Raw genomic sequence first — 25,948 nt, forward strand, 5'->3', positions numbered from 1 at the left:
CACCATTTTTCATAGCGATAATAATGGTTTTTGTTCTTTTACTCCATGGTTCATATTGGGACGGCCAACCGAATAATAAATGAGCTGTGTATTGACTAGTTCATGCTCACTATAAATGTTGCGCCCATCAATGAGATTAGGCGTTCGCAGCCAGGATTGAATACTTAATGGTTTAATATCGCGGAATTCCTTCCATTCGGTCAAAATGCACAGCGCATCCGCCTGAATTGCCGCTTCCTCCGGATTATCACAGTATACGACACCCGATTCGCCAAATTGCTGGCGAAAATTAGCCGTCGCTATCGGATCGTAGGCTTTGACTTTTGCGCCTCGCTTTACTAACGCTTCAATAATTTCAAAGGCTGGTGCATCGCGAACATCATCCGTTTCCGGCTTGAAGGCCAGGCCCCAAATGGCAACGGTCCGGCCTCCCAAATCGCCAAGCGAAGCTTCCAGCTTGCGAATGACGTTAAAGCGCTGGTCGCGATTCACATCGACGACTGATTTAAGCAGCTTGAAATCATAATCCATTTGTCCGGCAATTTGAATAAGCGCCTGCGTATCCTTCGGGAAGCAGGAGCCCCCATAACCTATTCCCGCTTTCAAGAAAGAGGAACCGATTCGCTGATCATAGCCCATTCCTTCCGCTACCTCCGTCACATCGGCGCCTACCTTTTCGCAAATGTTGGCTATTTCATTAATGAAGGATATTTTGGCTGCAAGGAAAGCGTTGGATGCATATTTAATCATTTCGGCGCTGCGAATATCGGTGCTCATGATGTGCTTGGTGAGCGGCCTATGCAGTTCCGTCAAACACTTGCGCGCCGTATCGCCCGATGTGCCAATGACAATGCGGTCTGGGTGCAGCGTATCCTGAACCGCTGTGCCTTCCCGGAGAAATTCTGGTACGGATGCGACCTCAAACGGATATGCCGTCTGGCTAGCTATAATCGCTTGAATATGTTCATTCGTGCCAACTGGCACCGTGCTTTTCGTAGCAATAATTTTAAATCCATTCATTGCCAAGCCGATTTCGCGGGCTGCCTGTTCAATATAGCTCAAATTCGCTTTGCCGCTTGGCAGCGATGGCGTCCCTACCGCAATGATAATCATATCGGATTGCCTCACCGCTTCTGGCAAATCCGTAGTAAATTGCAAGCGTCCCTCCGCTTTATTGCTCGCTATAAGCTCTTTCAAGCCCGGCTCATAAATCGGCACCTCGCCTTTATTCAGCAAGGCAATCTTCTCCTCCAGGTGGTCAACGCAGATGACATCGTTGCCCAGCTCGGAGAAGCATACGCCTGATACAAGCCCCACATAACCCGTTCCAATTACAGCAAGCTTCATGCTGCCCACTCCTCTCCATATGCAGCAAGGGTGCCTAATCGCAGGCCGCTGCTTTATATACCATCCCACTAACCCTTTGCATCCTTATACAAAGCCTTCATAACCAACTCTACAAACTAAACCGAGGAGCGATAGGCACGAATGGCATTCGTTTCATCAGCAATCCGCTCAATCCATTGGATAATTTGGTATTTACACCGCTCATTCCTAGCGATAGAAGCGCGCTCGCTCCATCCTGCCATTGCTAGCTGCGATAAGCTTTGCTGCACGTCAAGCTCCCTTAGTGCCTGCCAAGTTACCAGCATATGCGGATGCTTGCCCTGCAATGCTTGAAGCGTATTCCGATCCTCCGTCATGGACGATCTGACCAGCATAATCAAAGGCTTGCCAAGTGTTACCGCCTCCCCAACTACACCCCAGCCCGGCTTCGAAATGATAATATCAGCTGCTGCCGCATAATTTTGCGACTCGGTGTAGCCTTGCGGAATTTGAGCAATATTCGGCCCGCTCACCTGCATATTTTGCGATACGATAAACACACAAGAATGATCGTTCCACAGCGAAAACGAGTCTAGCGCTTCCGTCTCCATTCCCATGCCTAGAGCAAAATAAACGATCGTTTTGCTGCCGTCCGGATTAAGCTCCTGCACGATGCGCTGCACTTCAGCAGCTTGCGGCGTTCGGCAATAAAAGTCTGTCTCTGGCTCGCTGCCCGTTGTCCATTTCCGTTCCCCAAAATCCGACCCAGCCAGCGGAATGAAATAATCCAGTTGTTCGTACGCCTGATGCAGTGGAGCCAGCTGCTCCTGCTGCAGAAAAGCCCCATAGGCGGTATGCCAGGTGAAGTTGGATATGCCCACCGATTTCACTCCCGCAATCGCGGCGGCAGCTATCGGAATTGGAGAAATATCCGAAATGACCATATCCATCCGTTCACTCATCATAAAATCGGCTTCTCGCCTTATCTCAGCTGAAAATCCTGCCATATATTGCTCATAACCAAGCTTGAACCCTTCCTGATCAGGCTCAACCGAGCCTGTGCCTCCGCCAAGCACATAGCCAAGATCCGATGAACAGCTGCGAAACTCTAACCGTTCCGGGCTATATTCAGCGCTGTAATCCGCTAATGAAGCCTGGATAAAGGGAAGTGTTTTGCCCGAGCAGATCATAAGCCGGTAACGCCACGGCGAATAAAGCAGCAGCGTTCGAATAAGCGCAATGCTGCGCGTTGCATGGCCATAGCCATAATCTGAAATATAGTATCCAATCGTTGTTAAACGGCCGTTCGTATCCCGAGCACCAAGCATGGTCATACCTTAATGCAATGCTCGGACACTTCGTCCCAGGTATGATAAATTTCCACAACCTGATTGCGCTCCTCGGCCATGCCGCTTTGCACGACTATAATTTCAAGCTCCGTCAATGCACGGATGCTGTGCAGCATCTTCATCGGTATATGCAGCACATTGCCTGCTCCGACGCGCATAAAATTGCCATTTTGAATAAACTCCCCGCTGCCTTTGACGATGGTCCACACTTCCTCACGCGCCGAATGCAGGCGATAACTGAGGTTTTTGCCGAGCTGAATGCCTACGCGCTTCGTAGACACGCAGCGGCCATCCTCATAGGTGCGATCGTCAAGCACTCTGATCCAGCCCCATTGGCGCTCGATATACATTGGCCCCTGATCGGAGCTGATAAAATCCTTAATGCGCGGACTCGCGCTTTTATCCGTCACCAAGATGCCATCGGGGCTTAGCGCAACTACGATATTCGACAAGCCGAGAATAGAAACGGGAATATCGATTTCATTAATGAGATGCGTGTTAATGCAATCCTCGCTGATGATGCCTCTGCCTATTTGTTTGTTCTTCATTTCTTCGGTCAGCGTATTCCACGTGCCAAGGTCTTTCCAGCAGCCCTCATAAGGCAGAACGACGATGCTCGACGCCTTCTCGACTACTTCATAATCAAAGCTGATTTTCGGCAGCAGCTGGTATTGCTTTGAAAGCTCCTCATATTGAATCGGCAGCCCTCTGCTCGCCAGCAGCTCAATCACATAACCCAGCTTGAAGGCAAAAACGCCGCAATTCCAGTAGGCATTGTCTGCAATAAGCCGCTCAGCGATTTCCTCAGTCGGTTTTTCCCGAAAGTGGCTGACCGCAACATATTCCCTGTCAGTCTTACTTGCCATCGCTGTACCCGCTGCTGCTGAAGCAGCCTTTTCCGGTATAATATAGCCGTATTTGGACGATGGATAAGTTGGTTTCACGCCTATGAGCGCAATCTCGGCATCAGAGCGGTTCAGCACATCCTCCAGCTGCTTAACCGCTTCAAAAAAATGACTTTCCACATAAGGATCAACGGGCAAAATAGCCACTGCCTCATCCAGCCCTACTCCCGCATGGGAATATAAATAGGTGGCGGCAAGCGATATAGCCGCGAACGTATCTCGCCGATCCGGCTCAATAATGAGCGGAACCTCCGGTGAAATTTGGGTCTGCATCATTTCGATCTGGGCCTGGCTCGTGGCAATATAACTGGAATCGCCTAGGCCATTTTCATTAATTTGCCCCCATACACGCTGCACCATGGAAACCATTTCCCGGTTCTCATTTTCCAGCACCTTCAGAAATTGCTTCGATCTCGCATCATTCGATAACGGCCATAGCCGCTTGCCTGAACCTCCGGACAATAATACCAGCTTCATCATGGATCCCTCCCCTTCTTATATGGAAAGCAGCAGCTTGCGATACTTATTAAGAGATATTTCCTTGCGCAAATGAGCCTCTAAATAATCCCGTCCACAAAGGCCAAGCTCCTCCAGCTCCACTCCTCCAAGCTCAATCATCGCATTCAGCTTTCGCGCAATCTCCGTATACTGCTGAGGCTCCGCCACGATGCCGCAGCCGCTCTCTTCAATAATCCGGTACGCCTCGCTGCCCTGCTCCAATACCCCTAGAACCGGCTTGCCTGCTGCCATGACGCCATAAATTTTGCTTGGCACCGACACGCCCTTAATGCCCTTCTGGTTCACGACGAGATGCACATCCGCCGCATTAAGCGAATAACGAAGCTGCTCCTTCGGCTGAAAAGGTAAAAAAGCTACGTTCGCAAGCCGCTCCCGCTGCACATAATCCTGCATCTGCTTCTTCACAGCGCCTTCCCCGATGAAGGCGAAAATCACATCCGGGTAATCACGAAACCGGCTCGCAAGCTCAACCAGCTTTTCCAGATCGTAATAAAGGCCTAAATTTCCGGAATACATAATAACGAATTTATTTTGCCAATGATGCTCGCGAAGAAACGCTTGAACCTGTGGATGCTCCTTGGACAGCGGAATAATTTCCTCTTCATTCGTCCAGTTGTTGATGACCGTATTGTCCGTCACCCTCCGGCTGGCAAAACGCTTAAGAAGGGTATCCTGCATGTCATAACCAACGGTAATAATATGATCGGCGTATTTGCAATTCAGCGTATCCACCCAGCGCGCCAATCCCAGCACCGCTTTATTGTTCATATAGCCTGCGGCTGCGGCCTGCTCAGGGTTGAAATCCTGAATATTGTAAATATGCTTGGAGCGCTTAAGCGTCTTGCCTATGGTTCCAATCAACCCGCCCAAAATTGGCGGCTGCGATATCGTATAAATGAAATGAACCTTTTTCTGCTTCAGCAGCTGAATATTGGCATGAAAAAAGTAGGATGCAATATAACGCAGCCTACTTGCTTTGCTCCGCTTATCCACCTTGGGCAGGCGGATGCGGATAATTTGAATGTCCTCCAAACGATCATAAACGATGCGACTTTTATCCCCCTTTGCTTCCGCTTCCTTCTCGCCCTGCTCGGACTGTGCCGCGATGACCGTAATGTTGAAATCATCCTGCAAATATAAGCAAAGCTCCGTCAGCAGCTGCCCTGTAGAAGCAAAATCAGGATAAAAATAATTTATTACGAATACGATATTAGGCTTCATGCCATGACCTCTTTCGCGAATCGCTCTCTTAAATATTGCGCCGGATAACCGGCATGAATTTCATTGGCCGGGATGCTTTTCAACACCGTGCTTCTTGCTGCCGCAACGGCCATTTCATGCAAGGTGACGCCGGGATAAACGAATACATCGCTCGCCACCCAAGCGCCGTCTTTAATGACAATCGGCCGAACCTCCAGCGAAAAAGCAGGATCATTGATTTTATGGCTGCCTGTGCATAAATAAGCATTTTGGGAAATAACGCAGTGGCTGCCCACTACAATTTCATCCAAGCTATAAAACTGGACATGATCACCGATCCAGGAGAAGTCGCCAATGCTGACCTTCCAAGGATACGTGAACTTCGCCGTTGAACGAATTAATACGTCTTTGCCGATATTCGCACCAAACAGACGAAGCAGAAAGCTTCGCCACGCGTACATATTGTGCAGGGAGAACCGGAACAGCGTGCCTTGTATGAGCCACCATAACAGAACATACGCGCCGCTTCTGCCCCTTGAATAGCCAGCCTGCTCATACTGGTCCAAACGTATGAGATTTTTCATCCGATGTTCAACAACTCCTCATAAACCTCCGTCGTTCGTTTCACATATTGCTCCCGGGTGAAGGATTGCTGGAGCAGCGAATAGCCTTCTTCCCCCATCAGCTTGTAATTTTGTTCAAAAATGCTCGTTATCGCCTTTTGAAGCGCTAGCTCATCCTGCGGCGGAACGAGCAGTCCATTCGCCCCATTCAGCATTTCTGGCACGCCGCCTACATCCGTCGCTACTATCGGCAGTGAAGCCGCCATCGCCTCCAGCAGCACCGTCGGAAAAATATCATAGACCGACGGAAGCACGAACAAATCCGCCTGCTGCAGTAAATCGGCAACATCCCTGCGCATGCCGAGGAAATGGACATTGCCTAGCTTGTATTGCTGAGCCATGGCGAGCAAGCCCTGCTTATACTCCTGATCCGTATCAAAGGCAACATCGCCTACGATGACAAAATGCAGGTTTTGCTCGACTTTTTTCCTCTTCATCAAGTGCGCAGCCTTGAGCAAATATTCGATGCCTTTCATCGGCGACAGCCTTGCCACCGTAATGACGATGCGGTCTGTCTCGGCCAAATTCAGCTCCTGGCGCAGCAGGCTGCTGGCCGTTTCACTAAGCGCGGAGGGCGCGGCCACCTCAATGCCATTATGTATTTTAATCAGCTTCTTTGACGTATGGCCGCCCCACTGAAACATGATTTTGCTGCGTTCGCATAAGACGATAATGCGGTCATTAAACAGATGGTCCAAATAGCCGACAAATTTATAGGCGATCAGCGGCTTTCTTGGCAGCTCATGGACGGTTTGCAGCGTCGGAATACCGAGCATTTTACCGACAATATTGCCGCCAATGACTTCCATTTTATGCGAATGAATGAGCTTAATATGATATTGCTTGACGATTTTTCGCAGTGCCCGCATGGATTTGACCAATTTAACCGTATTGCGAAAATAATAAAGCGCATCGGTCGGCTTGCCAAAGACGGCAAGGGCTGCGAACAGCACCGTTGCTCCGCTCGCCTCATATTTTTCCACATAAGGGCTCCATTCCGGCAGCACCACATAGGGCTTGTATTTCGCCTGATCCAGACCTTGAACCAGCTGCAGCAGCACCGTATCCACACCGCCGACATGGCTTGCATACGGCTGAATATAAAGAATATTTTCCACTTGCTATCCCTCCGTTGACAAAGCCCGGTTTACGGCTGATGATACCGCTCTGGCATAATAATTCGGGTGCATTTTGCGCCACAGCCCAAACTTCAGCTTCCAGCTCGACTGAATATACCGTTTGTTTGCGAACACCCAGTCCATCGATTCCTTTAAGTTTTGCGGATCAAGCGGATCAATAATGAGACCATTTTGCTTATCGACGATAATGTCCTTCGTTGCTCCCGCGTATTTGGATGCCAGTACAAACGTATTCGTGCTTAACGCTTCGTTGACGACGAGCCCCCACACCTCGATTAGGGAAGGGAAAATCAGGCAATCGGCTTCCACCAAATAACCAATCAGCTCATCCTTCTGCTTATAGCCTTCGAAGCTGATCTGCCCCGTTAGCCCATACTGCTCCACACGTGCCTTCAGCTTCTGCTCATCCGGGCCCGAGCCGACAATGGTCAACTGCCAGGCCGCATCGCTATGCGTTTGCTGGATAGCGTCAATAATTTGTGCGAGCCCTTTGCGTTCAATCAACTGTCCGATGAAAAGCAGCTTGATCGGCCCCTCATCGCTGCGCAGCTTGCTCTGCTTATGCTCGGTATATTTTTTATGGAAAAATCGAATGTCCACCGTATTGTAGCCAATTACGATTTTATCCTTGCTGACGCCGTAATACTCCAGGCATTCCGCTGACTGTGTACCGTATGTAATAAAGGAATCGGTTAGCTTGAAAAACACTCTGCGCACCGTGTTCACCAGTTTATTTTGTACCCGGCTGCTTTCCAGCGTGCTGCCCCACCAAATGATAAATTTTTTCCTAAACAGCTTGCTGTACAGCAGTGCCGACCAATAACCAAGCGAATCGTAGCCTGAGGTAATGACCACATCGGGATTATGCTTCATCAGCCGCAAAAAAATGCCGGGATTAAGATGAATGCCCATATCCAATTTTTGAATAAAAGCATGCATGCCCGGCAGACATTTGTACGCATATTCGATTTCGCCATAATCAATATCCCACTTGCGATTCTGCTCCTTCTCCTCCAAATACCAGACCGTCAGGCTCGTATTGTCATCACGGTGCAGCTTATTTAATACGGGTATGCGATAGGGCGCAATTGTATTGGTTAGAAGAAGTACCTTATTCATAGGCTTGCTCCAATCATTTTAATATTCATTTAACTCGAGACACTTTTGAAGTCTGGATATGCCTGATTCAATGGCTCCTGCTTTTGCTTAAAAAACCAATATCCGATTAAAGCAAAGAAAAGATAAGCCGTTAAATAGGAGGTTCCGCTCATCAGCTCTCCTCTTAGCAAAAAAATTTGAAACGGAGCATAATAAGGCACACATAATCTCGCCAGTGAAATTTCATTCGATGTAACCGCTCGTTCATAAGCCTTCTGTGCCTTCTGAGTAAAATAACCATACAATATAAATAGAAGCACAACTCCAGGCAAACCAAAGTCAATGTAAAACTCTGCCCATAGCGGACATGATAAATTCGTAAAGTCGTATCCGAGGGCATCCGCTACTGTCGTTCCTGAGCCAAATGGTTTATCTGCCCAAATAGATCTTGGCACCCAGAAAAGAAAAGCAACTAGTAACTGCTCCCCATGCGTATGACCAAACAGATCAACATATTTAACGGTGTTAAGCGTCATTTGAAAGGCATCATAATCCCCATCTGTCGCCATATTACTTTGGGTAGTAAGGCTTTGAACAATTTTCTCCGTATCTGTTGTATGCCTAAACATATCTGACTTAGGAAATATAAATAGCAATAAACATAAAAGCGTAATGACCCATTTATAAAAGGACCGTTTCCCCCATGGCAATAATAAAAAGCATAGGGTTAATAACATGGAGCCTATCCAGTATCTAGCTCCCGAAATAGGATTATTGATCATAAAATTAACGATACCAATAAAGAGGATCCATAGCTTTGTTCCTAAGGAAAGCTTCATTTTTGAATGCTTATAATAAATAACGCCAAGTACAAGACATACGAATATGGATACCTTTAAAAAACTGGATAACACAAGAAACTCAATTTTCCCACCAAACTGAGCATTAAAGATTTGCCTATTGAGAAATAAAGCACTTACGCCACCAATTTTCAAAATAATAATGGCACATATAAACAGCGCTATCAGCGTAAAAATAATAAATTTTTTCTCGTTTACTTGTATTTTGTCGATTGCAAACACATTTATATTTGATCCTGCATCATCATCGGCTGCTCTATCCCGTCTCTTGTTCAAGCTATTATGAAGAAAACCACCAAGGTCGAAGGAAAGAATACCCGCTATTACAAGAAACAACGCAAAGCGAATATCATCACTGGAGTAAGCTCCCGACAAAGCAAAACGCTCCGTAAGGACTTGTTGGAGAGGAACATACCCCATCCAAATGTATACAAAAATCCAGAAAAAAAGCTCAATTAATCTTCTTGTATCGCTCATCATAAGCAAAGAAAGCCTTCCAATTGCATAAAACATAATAAACCAGCTCAAGCCCAGATTAAGATAATTAAATGACGCAGCTAGCAATACCGTTTTATAAAGCTCCAGTAAAGGAATTAGAATAGCTGTATAGCAAAAGAAAATGAAATAAAACCCTACCATATAATCAATTGAAATGTTTTTATGCACAGCTAATTTAGGTTCCATAAGCACGTTCCTTTTGCGCAATTAAATTTTTACAGGTACGCTTATTTCATCAATCGCCTGCACTTTTTTAAAATATAGGAAAGTATATGAATTTTTCATACTTTCTCTCTATTTCTCGGACTGAAACGCGCCGTCAAAGGACGGCGACAGCCGTTTCACCTTGACTTTTAGCTTCGCTGCTAGCCTGTATGCAAATATTAGATATAAGAATGTTGACATAATAAAGGTCAGTTGATTTCCAGCTGTAATTGAAATCATAAACATAATAATGACAAATAAGAGGTTAGCAAAAACCCCTCTTAAATAAACGAGCTCACCCCATAGATTCATTCTTTTAAAACAGGAAATAAACAATAAGACCGTGGTGGTGGTTGCTCCTATAATACTGGCGTAAATCAGCCCATAAACTTGATAATAGAAAACGCCAGCTATAGCGAGTGGCAAATAAATACCCAACTGAATATAAGAAGTAATGGTTACTACCCGTGGCTTACCTATGGCACGCAAGGCAACAACAAAAACATTCATAATGCCAGCAATACTTGCGTTAAGCAGCATTAGACCGAGCAACGGACTTAACTCCATCCATTCATTACCCAATAATAAAACAATAAATGTTTCTGCGTTGAATAACACATAGCCCGAAGTAACAATTGAAAACGAGAAGATAATAAACAGCATTTGCATAAACTGCACCTTCAGCTGGCTATGATCCTCCCGATTAAGCTTGGAAAGCACCGGAAAAAAATATTGCCCGAGCGCATAAGACGCATCGCTGATGCTCATTTGGCTGAGCTTCTGCGACGTCTGATACAGTCCGAGCACCGTCGTTCCCAGAAAGCGGGAGGCAATGACCTTATCCAATTGATAAAGCACAAGTGTCGAAATGCTGTTCGCCCAAATCCATTTGCCATATTTGCGAATATCGGCAATGCTGCCCATATCGCGGCTCAGCTTCGGCTTATCTTTGAACCAGACGAAGGAAGCCGTACAGCGGAACAACTGGGCGATAAGCTGACCGGCAATGACGCCGATTGGCGAATTCAGCACTACGACGAGCATGACGGATAAGCTTAAATCGAGCATAATCGTAATCAGCTGCAAAATGCCCGTCGAGCGAAAATCCTTATGGCGCATTCGCTCATACCACTTAATGCTGACCGCATTAGTTGCGAGTGGAACGCCCGCTGCCAGCAGCAGCAAGGACGTCGCCCGTCCCTCGCCGAACAGCTGCGCAATATAAGGCGCGGTTACGAGCAGTACAAGGCTGATGCCTACGCCTCTCGCAAGCATCATCGTCCAAAGCGCATTTTTCTGCTCATTGTTCAAGTCTTCTTTTCTCTGAATGATGCCCTCCATGACGCCAAGCTGCGTGAGCAGCTCAATAATGGACAGGCTCACGAGCGCAATGCTGACCAGCCCCATCTCGGCCGGCCCGAGCATGCGAGCGATAATGAGAAACTTGACGCCCGTCAGCACCTTCGTCACGAACTGCTGGACAATGACCCAGAACGGGTGGTCCTTTGCTTGCAAGATTTGCTTTACTTTGCCCATAAGCCTACCCATTCCTACTCATCATAATGTCTTCCTTCATTTGATCGTGATAATGCGTGAAGCCGGAAATTTGGCTGGAAATGATTTTGCCCAGCACCTTGATTTTCGTCTCCAATGGCAGAAAACGGTACATATAAGCCGAAATGCGGTTATTCTCTTCCGTGAACAAAATATCCTGGGCGAAATTGCCCCATTTGTCCGCGGGCATTAAATTAACAACCATACCGCCAAGCGCCGAGGGCAGCAGCATATTGGAGCCATGCACCCCGACAATGACCGCGCTGGAGGCGTAAATCTCGCAAGCCATCAGCTCCGCTTCCAGATTGAATTTGCTTACACGGCAATCATCAATCCAATCGGGGAAAGCGAAGGAGCGGCCAAGTCCGACTACGCTGAACTTAATGTCCTTCTCCTGCTTTCTAATCTTGCTAAAAAGCTTGACGATCTTGTTGCGCTGCGACCAAATAATCGGCTTAAGCAGCATCCGCAGCAGCTTATAGCGCTTCGCCGCTTTAATGACATAAGGATTATCGAGCCATACCCGATCCTCACGCCAAATAAAAGTAATCCGCGTCGGCCCAGGCTGGGGCTCCTCCATCTGGAATGGGCGCATTTTCGTAAAATGCTCAATATTGAATCGGCTCGGATGCGAATAGGCCCTGCTGACGAAAACCTGTTCAAAACGCTCGCACTGCGCTGAAATTTGCTCATCCAGCTGCGGATAGAACCGCTGCGCCTTGGAGAGCGGCACATTGACCGTCCACACCTCCGCCGCATAATCCGGTACCATCCATTTCATAAACGATTGCACGAGGACGATAATGCCGATATCCGGGTTTTCGGTACGTTCACGTTCAGCGTTCAGCAGCTTGAGCAGGGAATGACCGTAAAGAAAGTCGATGCAGTTAATGATAACTACATCGCGGCAAGCCTCGCGTATCTCTACCTCAAGCCTGACCTGTTCATCAGCAGTTGGATGCTGTAGGCTATGAAGCAGCGGATTCCCGAGCCAGCCTCTGGATTCCTCATGACCACTAAGCGTGTATGACGAAAGGTCAATCAAATACGGATAGGTCGTTGCATGCCCGACCTTCAAATCCTCCACGTATTCGCCGCCGCAGGCCGGGCAGCACGCTTCCACGCATACATGAATGCCCTGCCACAGCACTCGTTCATTGGCAAGAACAACGCCGCAGTGCCGGCAAATGCCTTCATGCTCGATTACCGGTTTAATTTTAATCATCGCTCACTCCAGCTTTCTTCAAAAATAAAGAGCGGCAGAATTGCTCTGCCGCCCTGTTCTGCTTTTTAATTAAACGCCTGCCCCTGCTGCGCCAATCAAGCTGTTGTTGTAGGCTGTTTCAGCACGAACCCGTTTCAAATCCGCATCGACCATCATATGAATCAACTGCTGGAAACCAACCTCCAGCTCCCAGCCAAGCTTCTCTTTCGCTTTCGTGCAATCACCAAGCAGCAAATCCACTTCTGCCGGACGCACAAATTCAGGATCAATAACGACATATTTGCTGTAATCAAGCCCTACATAGGAGAACGCAACCTCCAGCAGCTCGCGAACCGTGTGCATTTCACCCGTCGAAATGACGAAATCATCCGCCTCATCCTGCTGGAGCATCAGCCACATCGCTTTAATATAATCGCCTGCGAAGCCCCAATCGCGAAGTGCATCCAAATTGCCCATGCGCAGCTCATTTTGCACACCGAGCTTAATGCGGGCAACGGCGTCCGTTACTTTGCGCGTTACGAACTCAAGCCCGCGCCGAGGTGATTCATGGTTGAACAATATGCCTGAGCAAGCGAACATATTAAAGCTTTCGCGGTAGTTGACCGTAATCCAGTGACCGTATACTTTGGCTACGCCGTACGGACTGCGCGGGTAAAAAGGAGTCGTTTCCTTTTGCGGCGTCTCTTGCACCTTGCCATACATTTCGCTGCTGGATGCTTGATAGAAACGCGCCTCCGGCTTAACGATGCGAACGGCTTCCAGCATATTCGTGACGGCAAGCGCCGTCAGCTGCGCGGTAGCCAGCGGCTGTGGCCATGAGGCCGCCACGAACGATTGCGCCGCCAAATTATAGACCTCATCCGGATCGGAAATGCGTACCGCTTCGATTAAAGAAGCAAGATCCGTCAAATCGCCGGAAATCCATTCGATCTGATTTTTAATGTGAGCGACATTTTCATAGTTTGGCGTGCTCGTTCTTCTTCTCATGCCATATACCTTATAGCCTTTTTCCAGCAAAAACTCTGCCAAATACGATCCGTCCTGCCCCGTTACACCGGTTACTAGCGCTCTCTTCATTTTCATTCCTCCAAAGGGATTATTGTATGAATTTTAAAAGCATGCTGAAAAAGAAGCTGCGCTTTTTTTCATGACACTTTTATCTGCATTAGTGGTTGACTAGAGCTTCCTTCTGATACGCGGCATATACCGCTTTCAGACCTTCTTCAAGCGTAATGCTGGATTTCCAGCCGAGCCTGTTCAGCTTCGTTACATCGACGAGCTTGCGCGGCGTTCCATCAGCAACGGTGGTGTTGAATGTAATTTCCCCTTCATACCCCACGATAGAACCGATTAGCTCTGCGAGCTCTTTAATTGAAATATCTTCGCCTACGCCAATATTGACGATGTCATTGCCATCATAATGGCGCATTAAGTAGATGCAGGCATCCGCCAAATCATCGGAGTGCAGGAACTCGCGCTTTGGATTGCCGGAGCCCCATACTTCCACTGATGGCTGGCCGGATTGCTTAGCTTCATGAAATTTACGAATAAGGGCGGGCAGCACATGCGAAGTTTTTAGATCGAAGTTGTCATTAGGCCCATAGAGGTTAGTTGGCATAGCGGAAATGAAGGTTGTACCGTATTGCCGGTTATACGATTGGCACATTTGAATGCCGGCGATTTTGGCAATTGCATAAGGCGCATTTGTCGGCTCCAGCTCGCCCGTCAGCAAATATTCCTCTTTCAGCGGCTGCGGAGCAAATTTAGGATAAATGCAGGTTGAGCCCAAAAATAATAGTTTGCCAACACGCGTCTGATAAGCGGCATCTATGACATTCGTTTGAATGAGCAAATTATCTCGAATAAAGTCGGCTGGGTAATCGTTGTTTGCCACGATGCCACCCACTTTAGCCGCAGCGAGAAACACATAATCGAAAGCTTCTTGCTCAAAAAAAGCGAGCACCTCATCCTTTTTGCGTAAATCCAGCTCCGCGCTAGTGCGATATACAAGATTTTGATAGCCTTGCTCTTGAAGGGCTCTGACGATAGCCGAGCCAACAAGCCCCCGGTGTCCCGCCACATAAATTTTAGCTCCTATTTCCATCCCTTTATTCCTCTCCCTTTTAGCGGGCTGTGCTTTTAAAATCTTTTCTTGTTTAAAGGTAAAGTGAATAAGACGTAGCGGAATGAAAAGCTTGGACTGGAGAAGCGTCAGCGTTCGCTTTTGGCCCACAATTTCCACCGCAGATGCGGTTTAATTGAAGAAATTGAAGGTCAATGGCGATCGGAAGCCGGGCTTTTCATGCAGCGAAGCTTCTTTTTCACGCCACCTTTTCACAATAAAGGTTTCGAAGCCCCGCCCCTAATATGCATCCTTTGAACCGAACATCACCTTAACGGTCAATAAAATAATTTTTATATCAAAAATAATGCTTCTTTGCTTAATATATTGGAGGTCGAGCTCCACCATTTCATGAAAATTCAGCTCATTACGACCGCTCACCTGCCATAGGCCCGTGCAGCCAGGCGTTACGCGCAGTCGCAGCTTGTCATAGCTGCTGTAGGTTTCCACTTCCCGGGGCACCGGTGGACGGGGACCGACGAGCGACATATCGCCAAGCAGCACGTTCCAAAACTGCGGCAGCTCATCAATGCTCGTTTTTCGTATAAATCGGCCGATCTTTGTAATGCGCGGGTCTTCCTTCATTTTGAACATCGCGCCTTCTACCTCATTTTTGCTAAGCAAATCTTCCAGCATATCTTCGGCATTGGAAACCATGGAGCGGAATTTGTACATTTTAAACGTCCGCTCATTACGTCCAACCCTCGTCTGGTAAAAGAAGATTTTGCCGCGCGGGTCCTCCAGCTTGATGAGAGTAGCCACGAGAATAAAAATCGGCGATAAAATCATAATGCCTGTAGCTGCCCCGATAATATCCACTGCCCGCTTTGCCATTAAATAGAGACGTAGCGACCTTCTTTTCTCAAAGCTTGCATTAAAACCGCCTTCCAATACGGCCCTGGCATCATTGCGCTGCGGGGATGGGGGCATTCGCAATCACCTCAATTAAATAGTAGAATAACGATTTCAATACTCCAAGCAAAAACGACTTCGTCGTCCTTCTGGGACGTGCGAAGAGCTTTGTCGAGAAATATAGAGAAAGTATGACGAAATCATATACTTTCCTATATTTGAAAAAACAGCGGGGTGCGCTGCGCTAGTTTGCTTTAATCAGTTGCTCTCTGACCAAAATTTCCTCAAGAACCGATAGCAGTTGGCCGCGAAGCTCTTGATTTTGCAAGGCGAAATCGAGTGTCGTTTTAATAAAGCCGAGCTTTTCACCAACATCGTACCGAATGCCTTCGAAATCATAAGCAAATACGCCCTGATGCTCATTCAGCTTCTGAATCGCGTCGGTGAGCTGAATTTCGCCGCTGACGCCCTCTTCCTGCTTTTCCAGAAAGCCAAATATTTCAGGGGTTAATATGTATCGCCCCATAATAGCCAAGTTCGACGGCGCCTGGCCTCTCGCCGGCTTTTCCACGAAATGGTTCACCTCATAGAGGCGGTCAAATTTTTCTAATATATCTACGATGCCGTAACGATCCGTCTGATCATCCGCCACCGTCTGGACGCCAATAACTGATTTTTGCGTTTTTTCATATTGCTCAATCAGCTGCTTCACGCAAGGCACTTCCGCTTGGACGATGTCATCTCCGAGCAGTACCGCAAACGGCTCATTGCCGATAAAATTGCGTGCACACCATACGGCGTGGCCAAGCCCCTTCGCTTCCTTCTGCCGGATATAATGAATATCTACATTGGAGGAGCGTCTGACTTCGTCCAGCAGATCGAATTTCCCTTTGCTGAACAGATTGTTCTCCAACTCGAAGGCATGGTCAAAATGGTCTTCAATCGCCCGCTTGCCCTTGCCCGTTACAATAATAATATCTTCAATTCCTGATGCCACCGCTTCTTCAACGATATACTGGATCGTCGGCTTATCCACGATAGGCAGCATTTCCTTCGGCATTGCTTTCGTCGCTGGCAGGAAACGTGTTCCGAGCCCTGCAGCAGGTATAATTGCTTTTTTGACCTTCTTCATCATCCATCACCCTATCCCTATTTATTCTTTATCTATGGCTGCCATTCTTAGAAGTTAAAAATGCTAGTTATTGCCTCTTGCCTATAACAAAAGGCAATAACTATTATTTTTAACAGGGCATTTAACCCTTCCTCACATCACACCCTCGACAATCATGTCTAAGGTCGCTTAACCCACAGCGTGACCGAGTGCCTACCCTGATAAAGGTGTTATAGGCATGACCTGAGCCGTTTGGCTCCGTAATTCGTTTCTTTTTTCTGAAAATCAAGCTATGGCAGACCGCTTAGGATTTAGCTGTTTCATAATATTGCAGCTGAATATCCTCGCTGTCCTTCGGATTGATTTTATTCATGACGACTCCGACGATTTGCGCCTGGACGCGGTCCAGATTCGCCTTCATCTTTTTGACCATTTCCTTCTTCACCTTGCCTGCCAGCACAACCAGCACAACGCCATCGCAAAACGCGCTTACGATTAGGGCATCCGTTACAGCAAGCACGGGCGGGGTATCAAACAAAATAACGTCATAATGCTCTTTCCACTCCTGCACGAGCGATTTCATCTTATTAGAGCCCAGCATCTCGGAGGGATTCGGTGGAATCGGGCCGGAGGTAATGACCGATAAATGCTCGACCATCGTATCCATTACCGCCTCCTGCCACGAAAATTGATTGGATATGGCGCTGCTGAGACCGATGCGATTCGGCTTGTCAAACACTTGATGCAAGGACGGCTTGCGCATATCAGCATCAACCAGCAGCACCTTGCGTTCCTCTTGGGCAATCGTGACCGCCAGATTGGTGATCGTCGTCGTCTTGCCTTCATCCGGCTGTGAGGAGGCGATCATTAAAATTTGCTTGGGCGTATCGATTTCGGCATATTGGATGTTGGTGCGAAGCGTTCGGTAAACTTCCGAAATGGGAGAATTGGGATTCGTTAACGCTACTAAATTCGTCTCACTGGTTAATCGTCGCATGCTGCCCTTCACCTACCCCTTGGTTATTCAATACACGCTTGCGGGAAGGACGGACATCTTCCTTCGTCATCTTCGGTACAGAGGCAATGACCGGAATACCCAGCACCGCTTCAACCTCGGACTCCATCTTAAACGTGTCATCCAAATACTCAATCAGAAACACAAGTCCAATCGCCAGCATAAGCGCTGCAATAAAGCTAACCAGAATGACGAAAATGGGATTGTTGTTTATGGGATACGCAGCGGCCGTTTCATTCGCTTTATCCAGGACTGTAACGTTGTCGACCTTCATAATGAGGGGAATTTGTTCCTTGAAGACTGTGGATACCGCATTGACCATTTTCGCAGCCCGTACATACGATTGATCTCGAATCAGCAAATCCATAACCTGCGAATTTTCGGCAGAGGAGACGGATATGCGTCCAGCCAGCTGCGTCGGTGTAATGTTCAACTCGGGATAACGCTCGGTCACCAGACTAAGTATCGTCTCTGATTTTATAATGACCTTGTAAGAATTTATCATCATAATATTCGTTTGCAGCGTTCCTACGCTTGGGGAAAACTGGCCGTCAGGCAGGGCGGTTTGATTGACGAGCAGCCGGGCATGAGCTTGATAGATGGGGGTCGTAAAAAAGAAGCTTTTTACCGCTGCTGCCACACAGGCGATAAGAACAATGACCGCAACCAGCCCTATTTTTTTTCGGACGATTTTCATATATTGTTTCAACTCCACTGTTATCCCTCCACAGGCTATCCGTATTTCTATGTCTATTTCGAAAAAGCTGAAACTTGTCTCTTAGAGTCGAGCCTTCTCAGCAGCTGACATAATGACGTCACTCATCCACCCTTTCATTCTGATATTCTTTTTTCTTCTGACAAATACGGATGCTTTTAGCGCCATTTTCCATAAGCGTCTGCCGCCTGTTGATTGATACATTATGTATTTTTATAACCCTAACTTTACGATACAATACGTATCATGTCAATAGATTTTTCACATATTTTCATAAAAATGCGTCAGAATGTAACTGAAAGCGCAATCCTAAAAAAGAGAGCGTTTTCACTGAAAAACTCCGTATTCTCTAGGGAAAATGGGACTTTTTTATAATTCAAACTAACTTATATGTAGAAAACGCGTGTTTATTCTTAGAGGATAGGCGAGGAACAGCCTGTAATATGGCGAGGTAGATTTATAGACAAAATTTGATACATTTTGTATACAAAACTAGATAGAAGGTCCTGAGGCTGATGGCTTCGGCCAAAGTAGGTAGATGGGATGCTCCGTGTTGAAGCAGTGCGAGCCATATCTATTGTTCGGTGAAAATAAAGTATTAGGCTCGTAACGTATCATTAAGCTAACGGACAGTTTAGTTCCCGTAAATGTAGTAAAATAAGGATAATATTTTTCGTCGGAGGTGTAGGTTGAAAATAAAAATATTGAGTAAGGAGCGGCTTATTATTATTGACGATTACTTTAAAATTGGTGGAGCCCCAGAGCCTAATAGTTTTTGTGTCACCTGTAATAATGGACTCTTTTATTACGATAGATATGATGCTACCTTCTGTGCGTATTGTGTTGAATGGATAACCCCAAATTGCGGTAAAATCGACTGCTTTTATTGCAATACAAGACCCTATATTCCACTTAAGATAAAAACCTTAGGTTAAGACCAATTATTAATGGGGGCACTTTAATGAACAAAATAGAGTGTAAAACAAAGATCAGACACGGGTATGTAGATAGATATGTTGATGGGATAATCACTAAATGCGAGAAAAATACTGAGTTTTTTGATTTTAATATTGATGGAAACTCACTTTACGATCGATTTCAGTCATACGATTTCATTTCGGTACTCCAGCATAAGGAAGAGTCGGCACAACGAGAAGAAATAGAAAAGTTATTACTGAAGAGAACTTCTGAATTGGACAGTAGGAGATATTTTCTCTATGTATGCCCTATGTGTGCTGATTTAGGTTGTGGAGCAATTACAGTTTCCATAAGGCTTGAAGGAGAGAATATTATCTGGAGTGATTTTAGTTATGAAGATGGCGAGACAACAAAAACATTGAAAATCGGTACTTTTATGTTTGATTGGTTGGAGTATTCGGACAGTATCTTGTCTTCAATATTCGATAATCATAAATCCATGTAATTATTAAGCTAACGAAGAATTTAGTTCAGTGCATCATCGTGCATATTACCTTCAGACAGCTACACAATCTAAAGAGCAATATAATTCCAATAGCTGATTCTAAAAAAGGGGGATAAATAGGTGAATATTGACTTGTTGGTTTTAACTAAAGTAATAAATAACTGGGATCCTGTTGGTCTTTTAGAAGGAGGAGCCCCAGAAGATGAATACAGTATTGAAATAAGGAAAATTGTAGCACAATGCTCCTTGTGCAAGTCTGAAACAGACTTAGCGAAACTCATTTATACAGTATTCAACGACAAAATGAGTGTAAAACTAAATCATCTTGCTTGTTTAAATCAGGCATTTAAAATAACTGAACAAGTGAAATAACAGAAACAGTTATTCAACACTAACGAGGAAAGATAGTCAGGGTAATGATAATATCCTGGCGAACTAGAAACGGATCGCACTAGTTATTAATTTTCGATTTGATTCTCTGATTGAATTTGTACAAACCGTACGCTATAAAGAATCTTTGATTGCCCGGTACCACTACACGCAAGATTTTGATGGAGAGGTTATAAATGATGTGCTAAGTTTTGAGAAGTATTTAATACTTGCGAAAGAAGGTTAAGCTACGGGAATCGTTAGTTTAATGACAACAGCGGCAGTCTACAAATTATTTTTCCAAAGCTGACGATTCTTCATTACAAAAATCACATTAAATCAACGATTCCCGTCTAATACTTTATTTCGTATTATCAGGCCAACCAGAGATTTATGGTTGGCCTTTTTTCTTTCGACACCTACATACTGCCCTCTGTTTCAATCGCCACGTCTCCTATTTATTAATGAAGGCTTATAAATATCCATATCAAAAAACAGGGCATGGGAACGAATAACGTCCCATACCCTGTTTGCTGCCCTAACTATTGCAAATGCTGTGGCACTCCGCTTAAAAAAAGTCCATCAAAAACGTCTTATGCTGCGGTATCCGGCGTTCGAGCAGTGCAGCCGCTTCCGCATCGCCCGTTATTCGTCCCGCTTCTGCAAGCCAGGAGGCTTTACGGCCACCAAGCAGCAGCGCTGACAGGGTCTGGATATCCAAGGCAAGCTGAGGAGCAGCAGGCGCTTGCTTCATATCCGACTGTTCTTCTTCTATTCTCGTCAAACGTGCCGTCCCATCTGCATCGAATACTAACCGGAATTGGCCGTTGTTCCACTCAGCGTGCGCATCTGTAATCACAAGCTCTAATGCCTCTTCCTGATCACCAGCAGCAAAAGGATACTGGCTCACGAAAGCTTCCGCATCTACAATCCGCGTCATAAAATAAGACTGCAGCTCCTGCTTGATTCTCGGGTCTGGCAGCAGGAATGGCAGTGGATCATCATTTGCCACCGTCACAGTAACTTCATCCAGCATGGAGTCATGGTTGCTAATGAAGGTCCAAATTGCAGTGCGAGCCTCCTCTGTTGGCACAGCCAGCTCGTGAATCGTCATTTTACGGTTTTCAATTTGATAGCTCACATATCCTGCCACCTCATCGTCCGCATTATAATATACAGCTGTGTGACCGGGCTTGCTGAGTACACGCTGAGCCCACCACTCGGATGTTCTAACAAGCGTTCCCGTATACCGCGATACAAACTTGGCATACACCTCATCCAGCAGCGCACTATCCACCTCTGCCAGCCGCTGCATTCGGCCGCTTGTCACTTTACGCAGAGGAAGCTGGCCCGCTGCAATCGTATACGCCTTGCGCTCCACCGTCATCTCCCAGCCGAATTTCCGATAGAAGGCAAACGCAAACGGATGAAGCATGCTTACCGTCTGCCCTGCGCCCTTCATTAACTCAAGCGACCGTTTTAATAACTCGCTTACACAGCCAAGTCTTCTTGCCTCCGGCCATGTCGCAACCCCCGCAAGCCCGCCCATCGCGAACGGCTTGCCTTGCACCCAAATTTCGAGCGGCAGCAAAGTAAGCGCCGAGAGTAGCTCCCCCTGCTCATCGAATGCGCCAAGCTCCTGCTCCGGGCGGAATTTTTGCTCATTCTGCTCCCGCTGGCTTGGTGTAAGTTTAAATTGAAAGGCATATTCGGACAGCTTCAATCTTTCCTCAAAATGTTTGGCTTCCAGCGCTCTGATCTCCATCTCCAATAGCCTCCTTGTTGTCCCCTTTTGCTCTAGTCGCTCAGCTTGCAAGCGTACCTTAGTCCATCTGCTTCTATCATACCTTAGGGAGCAGCCTAGCGGCAAAAGAAAAGCCGCCAGGCCATGAGCCATGACCGGCGGCTTGAAGCAATAAAAGAACAGCGAGCAGCTCATTTCGCTTGCGAGCTCCACCCTCCTGATTGCCGATCTCTATTGTTGAAAAAATAATTTAATTTCGCGAGCAGCGCTTTCATCTGAGTCTGAACCATGTACGATGTTGCTTTCAACGGATAACGCATAATCGCCGCGAATCGATCCGGGCTGAGCTTCCTTCGGATTGGTTTTGCCAATGATGTTTCTTGCATTTTGCACCGCATCGGGCCCTTCCAAAATCATCGCAAACACCTTGCCGGAAGTAATGAAATCTACCAATTCGCCGAAAAATGGTTTTTCCACATGCTCCACATAATGCTGCTTAGCAAGCGCTACATCTACATTCATCAGCTTGGCTTGTACAAGCTCAAACCCTTTTTCCTCAAACCTTGCTACGATATTGCCAATTAGGCCGCGTTTAACCCCATCCGGTTTCACCATTACAAAAGTACGACTCATACGCTAACTTCCTCTCTTCTATTCTAAACTGTTATTATCCATTTCATTTCCTGTCAAATCTAATGCTAGATTACGGACGGCAAGGATCAATTATAGAATAATCAGACTTTTCAAAGATTTCGTCGAAATCCTCAATTCCTTTTTCCAAAATAATCGCCGCTTCTTTTTCGGTAATCGGAACTGCCCATAAGAGTGGAAAAACCTCATCGCCCACCTTCAGCTCCTCCAAGCTATCGCTTTCGCCGCGCAGCTCATCGATCAACAAAGCTTTCGCATTCCAGTTGTCTGGTGCTAAAGCACTTGAGCCCATGACGAGAGGAACAGACGAGCTGGAGGCTTTTTCGATATGGTGTGCAATTAAATCGGCAAAATAATGAAAGATTCGCTCTTGCTTCTCTCCTCCCAAATCAGAAGGAAGCGCCAGCATCCATTCAGAGGCTACGGGTTGCCCAGACTTGTGAAACGTATTGGACAAGCCAATCGTCACAAACCTTGAAACGCCTCCCCGATCGGGAAAAAGATACATTTCAATATAGACGCCGCTCTCCGCCCTAGACAGCACTACCCGATATTCCGGCATGCCCCACTGTGCCATATACGCGCCAAGCAAAATGCTTCTGCGAACATCGAAGGTAAACCTCTCATTTTCATTTAAAAATTCGATTTTCATAAAAGCACCCTATCGCAACAGCGGTTTGTTCGGCAAGTAATGGAGCGATTTCACGTAACGAATCGTACGGGTTTTGGCCCGCATAACGATCGAATGTGTCTCAGCCCGCTGATCGGGCAAATAACGAACACCGCCCATAAACTCGCCTGGCGTAACGCCAGTCGCAGCGAAAATCACATCATCCGTGCCGACCATATCGTTGATATACAAAATTTTGCGAGGGTCGGACAGCCCCATAGAAATGCAGCGCTCGTACTGCTCTTCATTTTCCGGCATGAGGCGTCCTTGAATTTCTCCGCCTAGACATTTAAGTGCAGCAGCTGCCAGCACACCTTCAGGCGCACCGCCAGAGCCTACATACAAATCAATGCCCGCTTCTGGGAAGGAAGGTGCCATCGCGCCCGCTACGTCTCCGTCTGACAGAAACTTGATTCGGACACCTGCTTTGCGCAGCTCTAGAATGGTATCTGCATGACGCTCTCGATCGAGAATCATGACGGTGAGATCAGATACTGGCTTATCAAGGGCGAGGGCCGCTTTTTCAAGCGTTGTCACAATCGGGTCGCGCAGCGACAGCTTCCCGGCAAGCGCAGGGCCCACTGCAAGCTTCTCCATATACATGTCAGGGGCATGCAGCAATTGGCCTTTCGGCGCTACAGCAAGGACAGCCATAGCATTATTTAGCCCCTTGGCAACGATCTCAGTACCCTCAAGCGGGTCTACTGCCACGTCAACCTCAGGACCATTCATGCTGCCGACCTGCTCTCCGATATACAGCATCGGCGCCTCATCCATCTCGCCTTCGCCAATTACAACGGTTCCACGAATGGAAACGGTGTCGAACATGCTGCGCATCGCTTCCGTTGCCGCACCGTCTGCGCTATGCTTGTCGCCGCGTCCCATCCATGGAGAAGCCGCAAGTGCGGCAAGCTCCGTTACTCGTATAAGCTCCAAAGATAATTCGCGTTCCAGCATCTGTTATCTCCCTCTCCTTCGTATTGCCAACTTTTCGCCTTCTATACCTTCTTGTCCAGCAATTCTAGCTGTTCATCATTTCTATAATAATGCCAGCCGTTTCCTCAATCGCCCGGCTCGTCACATCAATGACAGGGCAGCCCAGCTCCTCCATAACGCGCGATGCATGATTAAGCTCCTCCATGATGCGTTCCATGGAAGCGTATTGGGCCGAACCCGGCAAGCCTAGCGTCTTCAAACGCTCGGACCTTATGTGCAGCAGTTGCTCCGGCTGCATCGTCAAGCCAACAATAAGCCGGCCTGGCAATGGGTACAGCTCAGCTGGCGGCTTTACCTCTGGCATCAGCGGCAAATTCGCCGCTTTAATGCCTTTGTGGGACAAGAACACGCTAAGCGGCGTCTTCGACGTCCGCGATGCGCCGATCAGCACCACTTGGGCCTGCATAAAACCTCTCGCATCTTTTCCATCATCATATTTAACCGCGAACTCAATCGCTTCCATTCGGCGATAATATTCATCATCCATCGAATGCAGCAAGCCGGGCTTGCGTTTGGGAAAGCTGCCAAAGGTATCCACGTAGGCTTGCATCATCGGACCCATCACATCGACTGCGCGAACACCCCAGCGTAAAGCTTCTTGCTTCATAAGCTCGCGCAATTCCGGCTGGACGAGCGTATAGCTGATGAAGCCGCCAGTGCGTGCTGCCTCGGCAACAAGCTGAATAACCTCGTCCTCCGTCTTCATGTGACCATAACGCTTAATTTTGACATGCTCCGAAGAAAACTGCCGCAGCGTTGCTTTCGCCACTGCCTCAGCTGTTTCGCCTACGGCATCGGAGCACACGTATATGATTTCTTCTGTCATAAACCCTGTTCCCCCAGTTCCTCTGCTGCTGCGATGTCCGACATCAGACGAATTATATTGGATTTGGACACCCAACCGGTAACCTCGGGACCTTGACCGGACTCGTCCACCGACGTAATAACCGGCAAACAGTCCACTTGATGTAAAATCATTTTGCGAATCGCATCCGCCACCGAATCATCGCTGGAAAGCGTCACGATATTCGGGAAGCGCGTCATGACCATGCTTACTGGAATGGATGCAGCTCCCGCATTGCCTAGCGTAATTTTCAGCAAGTCCTTGGGCGTAACGATGCCGACAAATTTTTTATCTTCATTAACAATCAGCAGCGTATCCGCATTTTCGGTAAACAAAGTGATAACAGCATCATGAACGGAAAGGGTATCCGGTATGTTCACTGGCACGCCTTGTATTTCAGCAACCTTCATATGATCAAAGCGCTGCCTCGTTTCCGAGTTGTCGATGCCGAGGTAAGCATTGCCTAGGAAATAACCGACTTTAGGCTTGGCATCAAGAAGCCCCAGCATCACGAGCAGCGAAAAATCCGAGCGCAGAGTAGGACGACTCACGCCTATATAATCTGCAAGTTGCTCTCCGGTAACAGGCGCATGCTTCTTTACCAGCTCAATAAGCTCTAACTGCCTGGATGATAGCTGTATGACCGTTCTCTCCCCCTCTCGACCATATCTATCTATAAGATAGTCATCATATTAAATGGTCATTATCCGCAATTAATATAACACATATAAATATAATGCACAATATATAAGACGACATAATGCTATTAGTGTTTCTGATAGCGGATTAAAGAGAACGATATAATGCTTATTCATGACCTTTTCGAAAAAAATGACCGCTATATGACGCTTGGTCTCCTTAAGGCGCGAGTCATATCCCACATTTATGGGATGGTGCATTCTCCTCCACCCTCTATAATTGAGAATGATTCTTAAC

24 protein-coding genes are annotated in these 25,948 nt (G+C 47.0%); 2 read left to right on the top strand and 22 right to left on the bottom strand.

The genetic code is table 11. From position 1 onward, the window contains the following. Positions 1-9: 9 nt before the first annotated feature. From MHB80_RS22505 to MHB80_RS22580, 16 genes are all read right to left on the bottom strand, one after another. Positions 10-1,347 (bottom strand): UDP-glucose/GDP-mannose dehydrogenase family protein, encoded by a 1,338-nt coding sequence (locus MHB80_RS22505; RefSeq protein WP_341279078.1) that lies wholly within the window; start codon positions 1,345-1,347, stop codon positions 10-12. 116 nt (positions 1,348-1,463) lie between these two features. Next, positions 1,464-2,660: a glycosyltransferase gene (locus MHB80_RS22510; protein WP_341279079.1), complete on the bottom strand. Its 1,197-nt coding sequence runs from the start codon at positions 2,658-2,660 to the stop codon at positions 1,464-1,466. After that, positions 2,657-4,057 carry a sugar phosphate nucleotidyltransferase gene (locus tag MHB80_RS22515; protein WP_341283050.1) on the bottom strand — a complete coding sequence of 467 codons (1,401 nt, stop codon included), beginning with the start codon at positions 4,055-4,057 and terminating at the stop codon, positions 2,657-2,659. The genes MHB80_RS22510 and MHB80_RS22515 overlap by 4 nt, the downstream gene beginning before the upstream one ends. Positions 4,058-4,075: 18 nt before the next feature. After that, positions 4,076-5,320 (bottom strand): glycosyltransferase family 4 protein, encoded by a 1,245-nt coding sequence (locus MHB80_RS22520; RefSeq protein ID WP_341279080.1) that lies wholly within the window; start codon positions 5,318-5,320, stop codon positions 4,076-4,078. Beyond that, on the bottom strand, positions 5,317-5,883 hold the full coding sequence (locus MHB80_RS22525) for a putative colanic acid biosynthesis acetyltransferase (protein WP_341279081.1): 567 nt from the start codon (positions 5,881-5,883) through the stop codon (positions 5,317-5,319). The genes MHB80_RS22520 and MHB80_RS22525 overlap by 4 nt, the downstream gene beginning before the upstream one ends. Continuing rightward, the gene (locus tag MHB80_RS22530; RefSeq protein ID WP_341279082.1) at positions 5,880-7,040 is read right to left on the bottom strand and encodes a glycosyltransferase family 4 protein; all 1,161 of its coding nucleotides are present in this window, start codon (positions 7,038-7,040) and stop codon (positions 5,880-5,882) included. Before MHB80_RS22530 ends, MHB80_RS22525 begins: the two co-directional genes overlap by 4 nt. Positions 7,041-7,043: 3 nt before the next feature. Further along, positions 7,044-8,180 (bottom strand): glycosyltransferase family 4 protein, encoded by a 1,137-nt coding sequence (locus tag MHB80_RS22535; protein ID WP_341279083.1) that lies wholly within the window; start codon positions 8,178-8,180, stop codon positions 7,044-7,046. A 29-nt stretch (positions 8,181-8,209) separates the two neighbouring features. Next, complete coding sequence (locus MHB80_RS22540; RefSeq protein WP_341279084.1) at positions 8,210-9,703, bottom strand: O-antigen polymerase; 1,494 nt, start codon at positions 9,701-9,703, stop codon at positions 8,210-8,212. A gap of 108 nt (positions 9,704-9,811) precedes the next feature. Further along, positions 9,812-11,257: an oligosaccharide flippase family protein gene (locus MHB80_RS22545; protein WP_341279085.1), complete on the bottom strand. Its 1,446-nt coding sequence runs from the start codon at positions 11,255-11,257 to the stop codon at positions 9,812-9,814. A 4-nt stretch (positions 11,258-11,261) separates the two neighbouring features. Beyond that, the gene (locus MHB80_RS22550; RefSeq protein ID WP_341279086.1) at positions 11,262-12,500 is read right to left on the bottom strand and encodes a hypothetical protein; all 1,239 of its coding nucleotides are present in this window, start codon (positions 12,498-12,500) and stop codon (positions 11,262-11,264) included. A gap of 69 nt (positions 12,501-12,569) precedes the next feature. Beyond that, positions 12,570-13,577 carry a GDP-mannose 4,6-dehydratase gene (gmd, locus tag MHB80_RS22555; protein WP_341279087.1) on the bottom strand — a complete coding sequence of 336 codons (1,008 nt, stop codon included), beginning with the start codon at positions 13,575-13,577 and terminating at the stop codon, positions 12,570-12,572. An 88-nt stretch (positions 13,578-13,665) separates the two neighbouring features. Next, on the bottom strand, positions 13,666-14,604 hold the full coding sequence (locus MHB80_RS22560; RefSeq protein WP_341279088.1) for a GDP-L-fucose synthase: 939 nt from the start codon (positions 14,602-14,604) through the stop codon (positions 13,666-13,668). Between the two features lie 258 nt (positions 14,605-14,862). Next, complete coding sequence (locus tag MHB80_RS22565; protein WP_341279089.1) at positions 14,863-15,552, bottom strand: sugar transferase; 690 nt, start codon at positions 15,550-15,552, stop codon at positions 14,863-14,865. Positions 15,553-15,718: 166 nt separating this feature from the next. Then, on the bottom strand, positions 15,719-16,606 hold the full coding sequence (gene galU / locus MHB80_RS22570; RefSeq protein WP_341283051.1) for a UTP--glucose-1-phosphate uridylyltransferase GalU: 888 nt from the start codon (positions 16,604-16,606) through the stop codon (positions 15,719-15,721). A gap of 283 nt (positions 16,607-16,889) precedes the next feature. Continuing rightward, a complete protein-coding gene (locus MHB80_RS22575; RefSeq protein WP_338552660.1) occupies positions 16,890-17,582 on the bottom strand; it encodes a CpsD/CapB family tyrosine-protein kinase in 693 nt (230 codons plus the stop codon). Further along, positions 17,563-18,315, bottom strand: coding sequence for a Wzz/FepE/Etk N-terminal domain-containing protein (locus tag MHB80_RS22580; protein WP_341279090.1), 753 nt, complete (start codon positions 18,313-18,315; stop codon positions 17,563-17,565). Before MHB80_RS22580 ends, MHB80_RS22575 begins: the two co-directional genes overlap by 20 nt. 961 nt (positions 18,316-19,276) lie before the next feature. Here MHB80_RS22580 and MHB80_RS22585 point away from each other — a divergent pair. Together MHB80_RS22585 and MHB80_RS22590 are read left to right on the top strand one after the other, a co-directional pair. Then, entirely contained in the window at positions 19,277-19,738 is a 462-nt protein-coding gene (locus MHB80_RS22585) for a hypothetical protein (RefSeq protein WP_341279091.1), read from the top strand. Positions 19,739-19,858: 120 nt separating this feature from the next. Then, complete coding sequence (locus tag MHB80_RS22590) at positions 19,859-20,110, top strand: hypothetical protein (RefSeq protein WP_341279092.1); 252 nt, start codon at positions 19,859-19,861, stop codon at positions 20,108-20,110. Positions 20,111-20,675: 565 nt separating this feature from the next. Here the strand turns inward: MHB80_RS22590 and MHB80_RS22595 are convergent. The 6 genes from MHB80_RS22595 to MHB80_RS22620 form a co-directional block, all read right to left on the bottom strand. Continuing rightward, positions 20,676-21,872 (bottom strand): GNAT family N-acetyltransferase, encoded by a 1,197-nt coding sequence (locus tag MHB80_RS22595; protein WP_341279093.1) that lies wholly within the window; start codon positions 21,870-21,872, stop codon positions 20,676-20,678. Between the two features lie 210 nt (positions 21,873-22,082). After that, the gene (gene ndk, locus MHB80_RS22600; RefSeq protein ID WP_341279094.1) at positions 22,083-22,484 is read right to left on the bottom strand and encodes a nucleoside-diphosphate kinase; all 402 of its coding nucleotides are present in this window, start codon (positions 22,482-22,484) and stop codon (positions 22,083-22,085) included. Between the two features lie 70 nt (positions 22,485-22,554). Further along, complete coding sequence (locus tag MHB80_RS22605) at positions 22,555-23,154, bottom strand: suppressor of fused domain protein (protein ID WP_341279095.1); 600 nt, start codon at positions 23,152-23,154, stop codon at positions 22,555-22,557. Positions 23,155-23,163: 9 nt separating this feature from the next. Further along, complete coding sequence (glpX, locus tag MHB80_RS22610) at positions 23,164-24,126, bottom strand: class II fructose-bisphosphatase (RefSeq protein ID WP_056041492.1); 963 nt, start codon at positions 24,124-24,126, stop codon at positions 23,164-23,166. Positions 24,127-24,193: 67 nt separating this feature from the next. Further along, the gene (locus MHB80_RS22615; protein ID WP_341279096.1) at positions 24,194-24,994 is read right to left on the bottom strand and encodes a pyruvate, water dikinase regulatory protein; all 801 of its coding nucleotides are present in this window, start codon (positions 24,992-24,994) and stop codon (positions 24,194-24,196) included. Beyond that, the gene (locus MHB80_RS22620) at positions 24,991-25,689 is read right to left on the bottom strand and encodes a helix-turn-helix transcriptional regulator (protein WP_341283052.1); all 699 of its coding nucleotides are present in this window, start codon (positions 25,687-25,689) and stop codon (positions 24,991-24,993) included. Before MHB80_RS22620 ends, MHB80_RS22615 begins: the two co-directional genes overlap by 4 nt. Positions 25,690-25,948: the final 259 nt, after the last annotated feature.

Origin of the sequence: Paenibacillus sp. FSL H8-0537 (assembly GCF_038051995.1) — a bacterium.
GTDB lineage: Bacteria > Bacillota > Bacilli > Paenibacillales > Paenibacillaceae > Pristimantibacillus.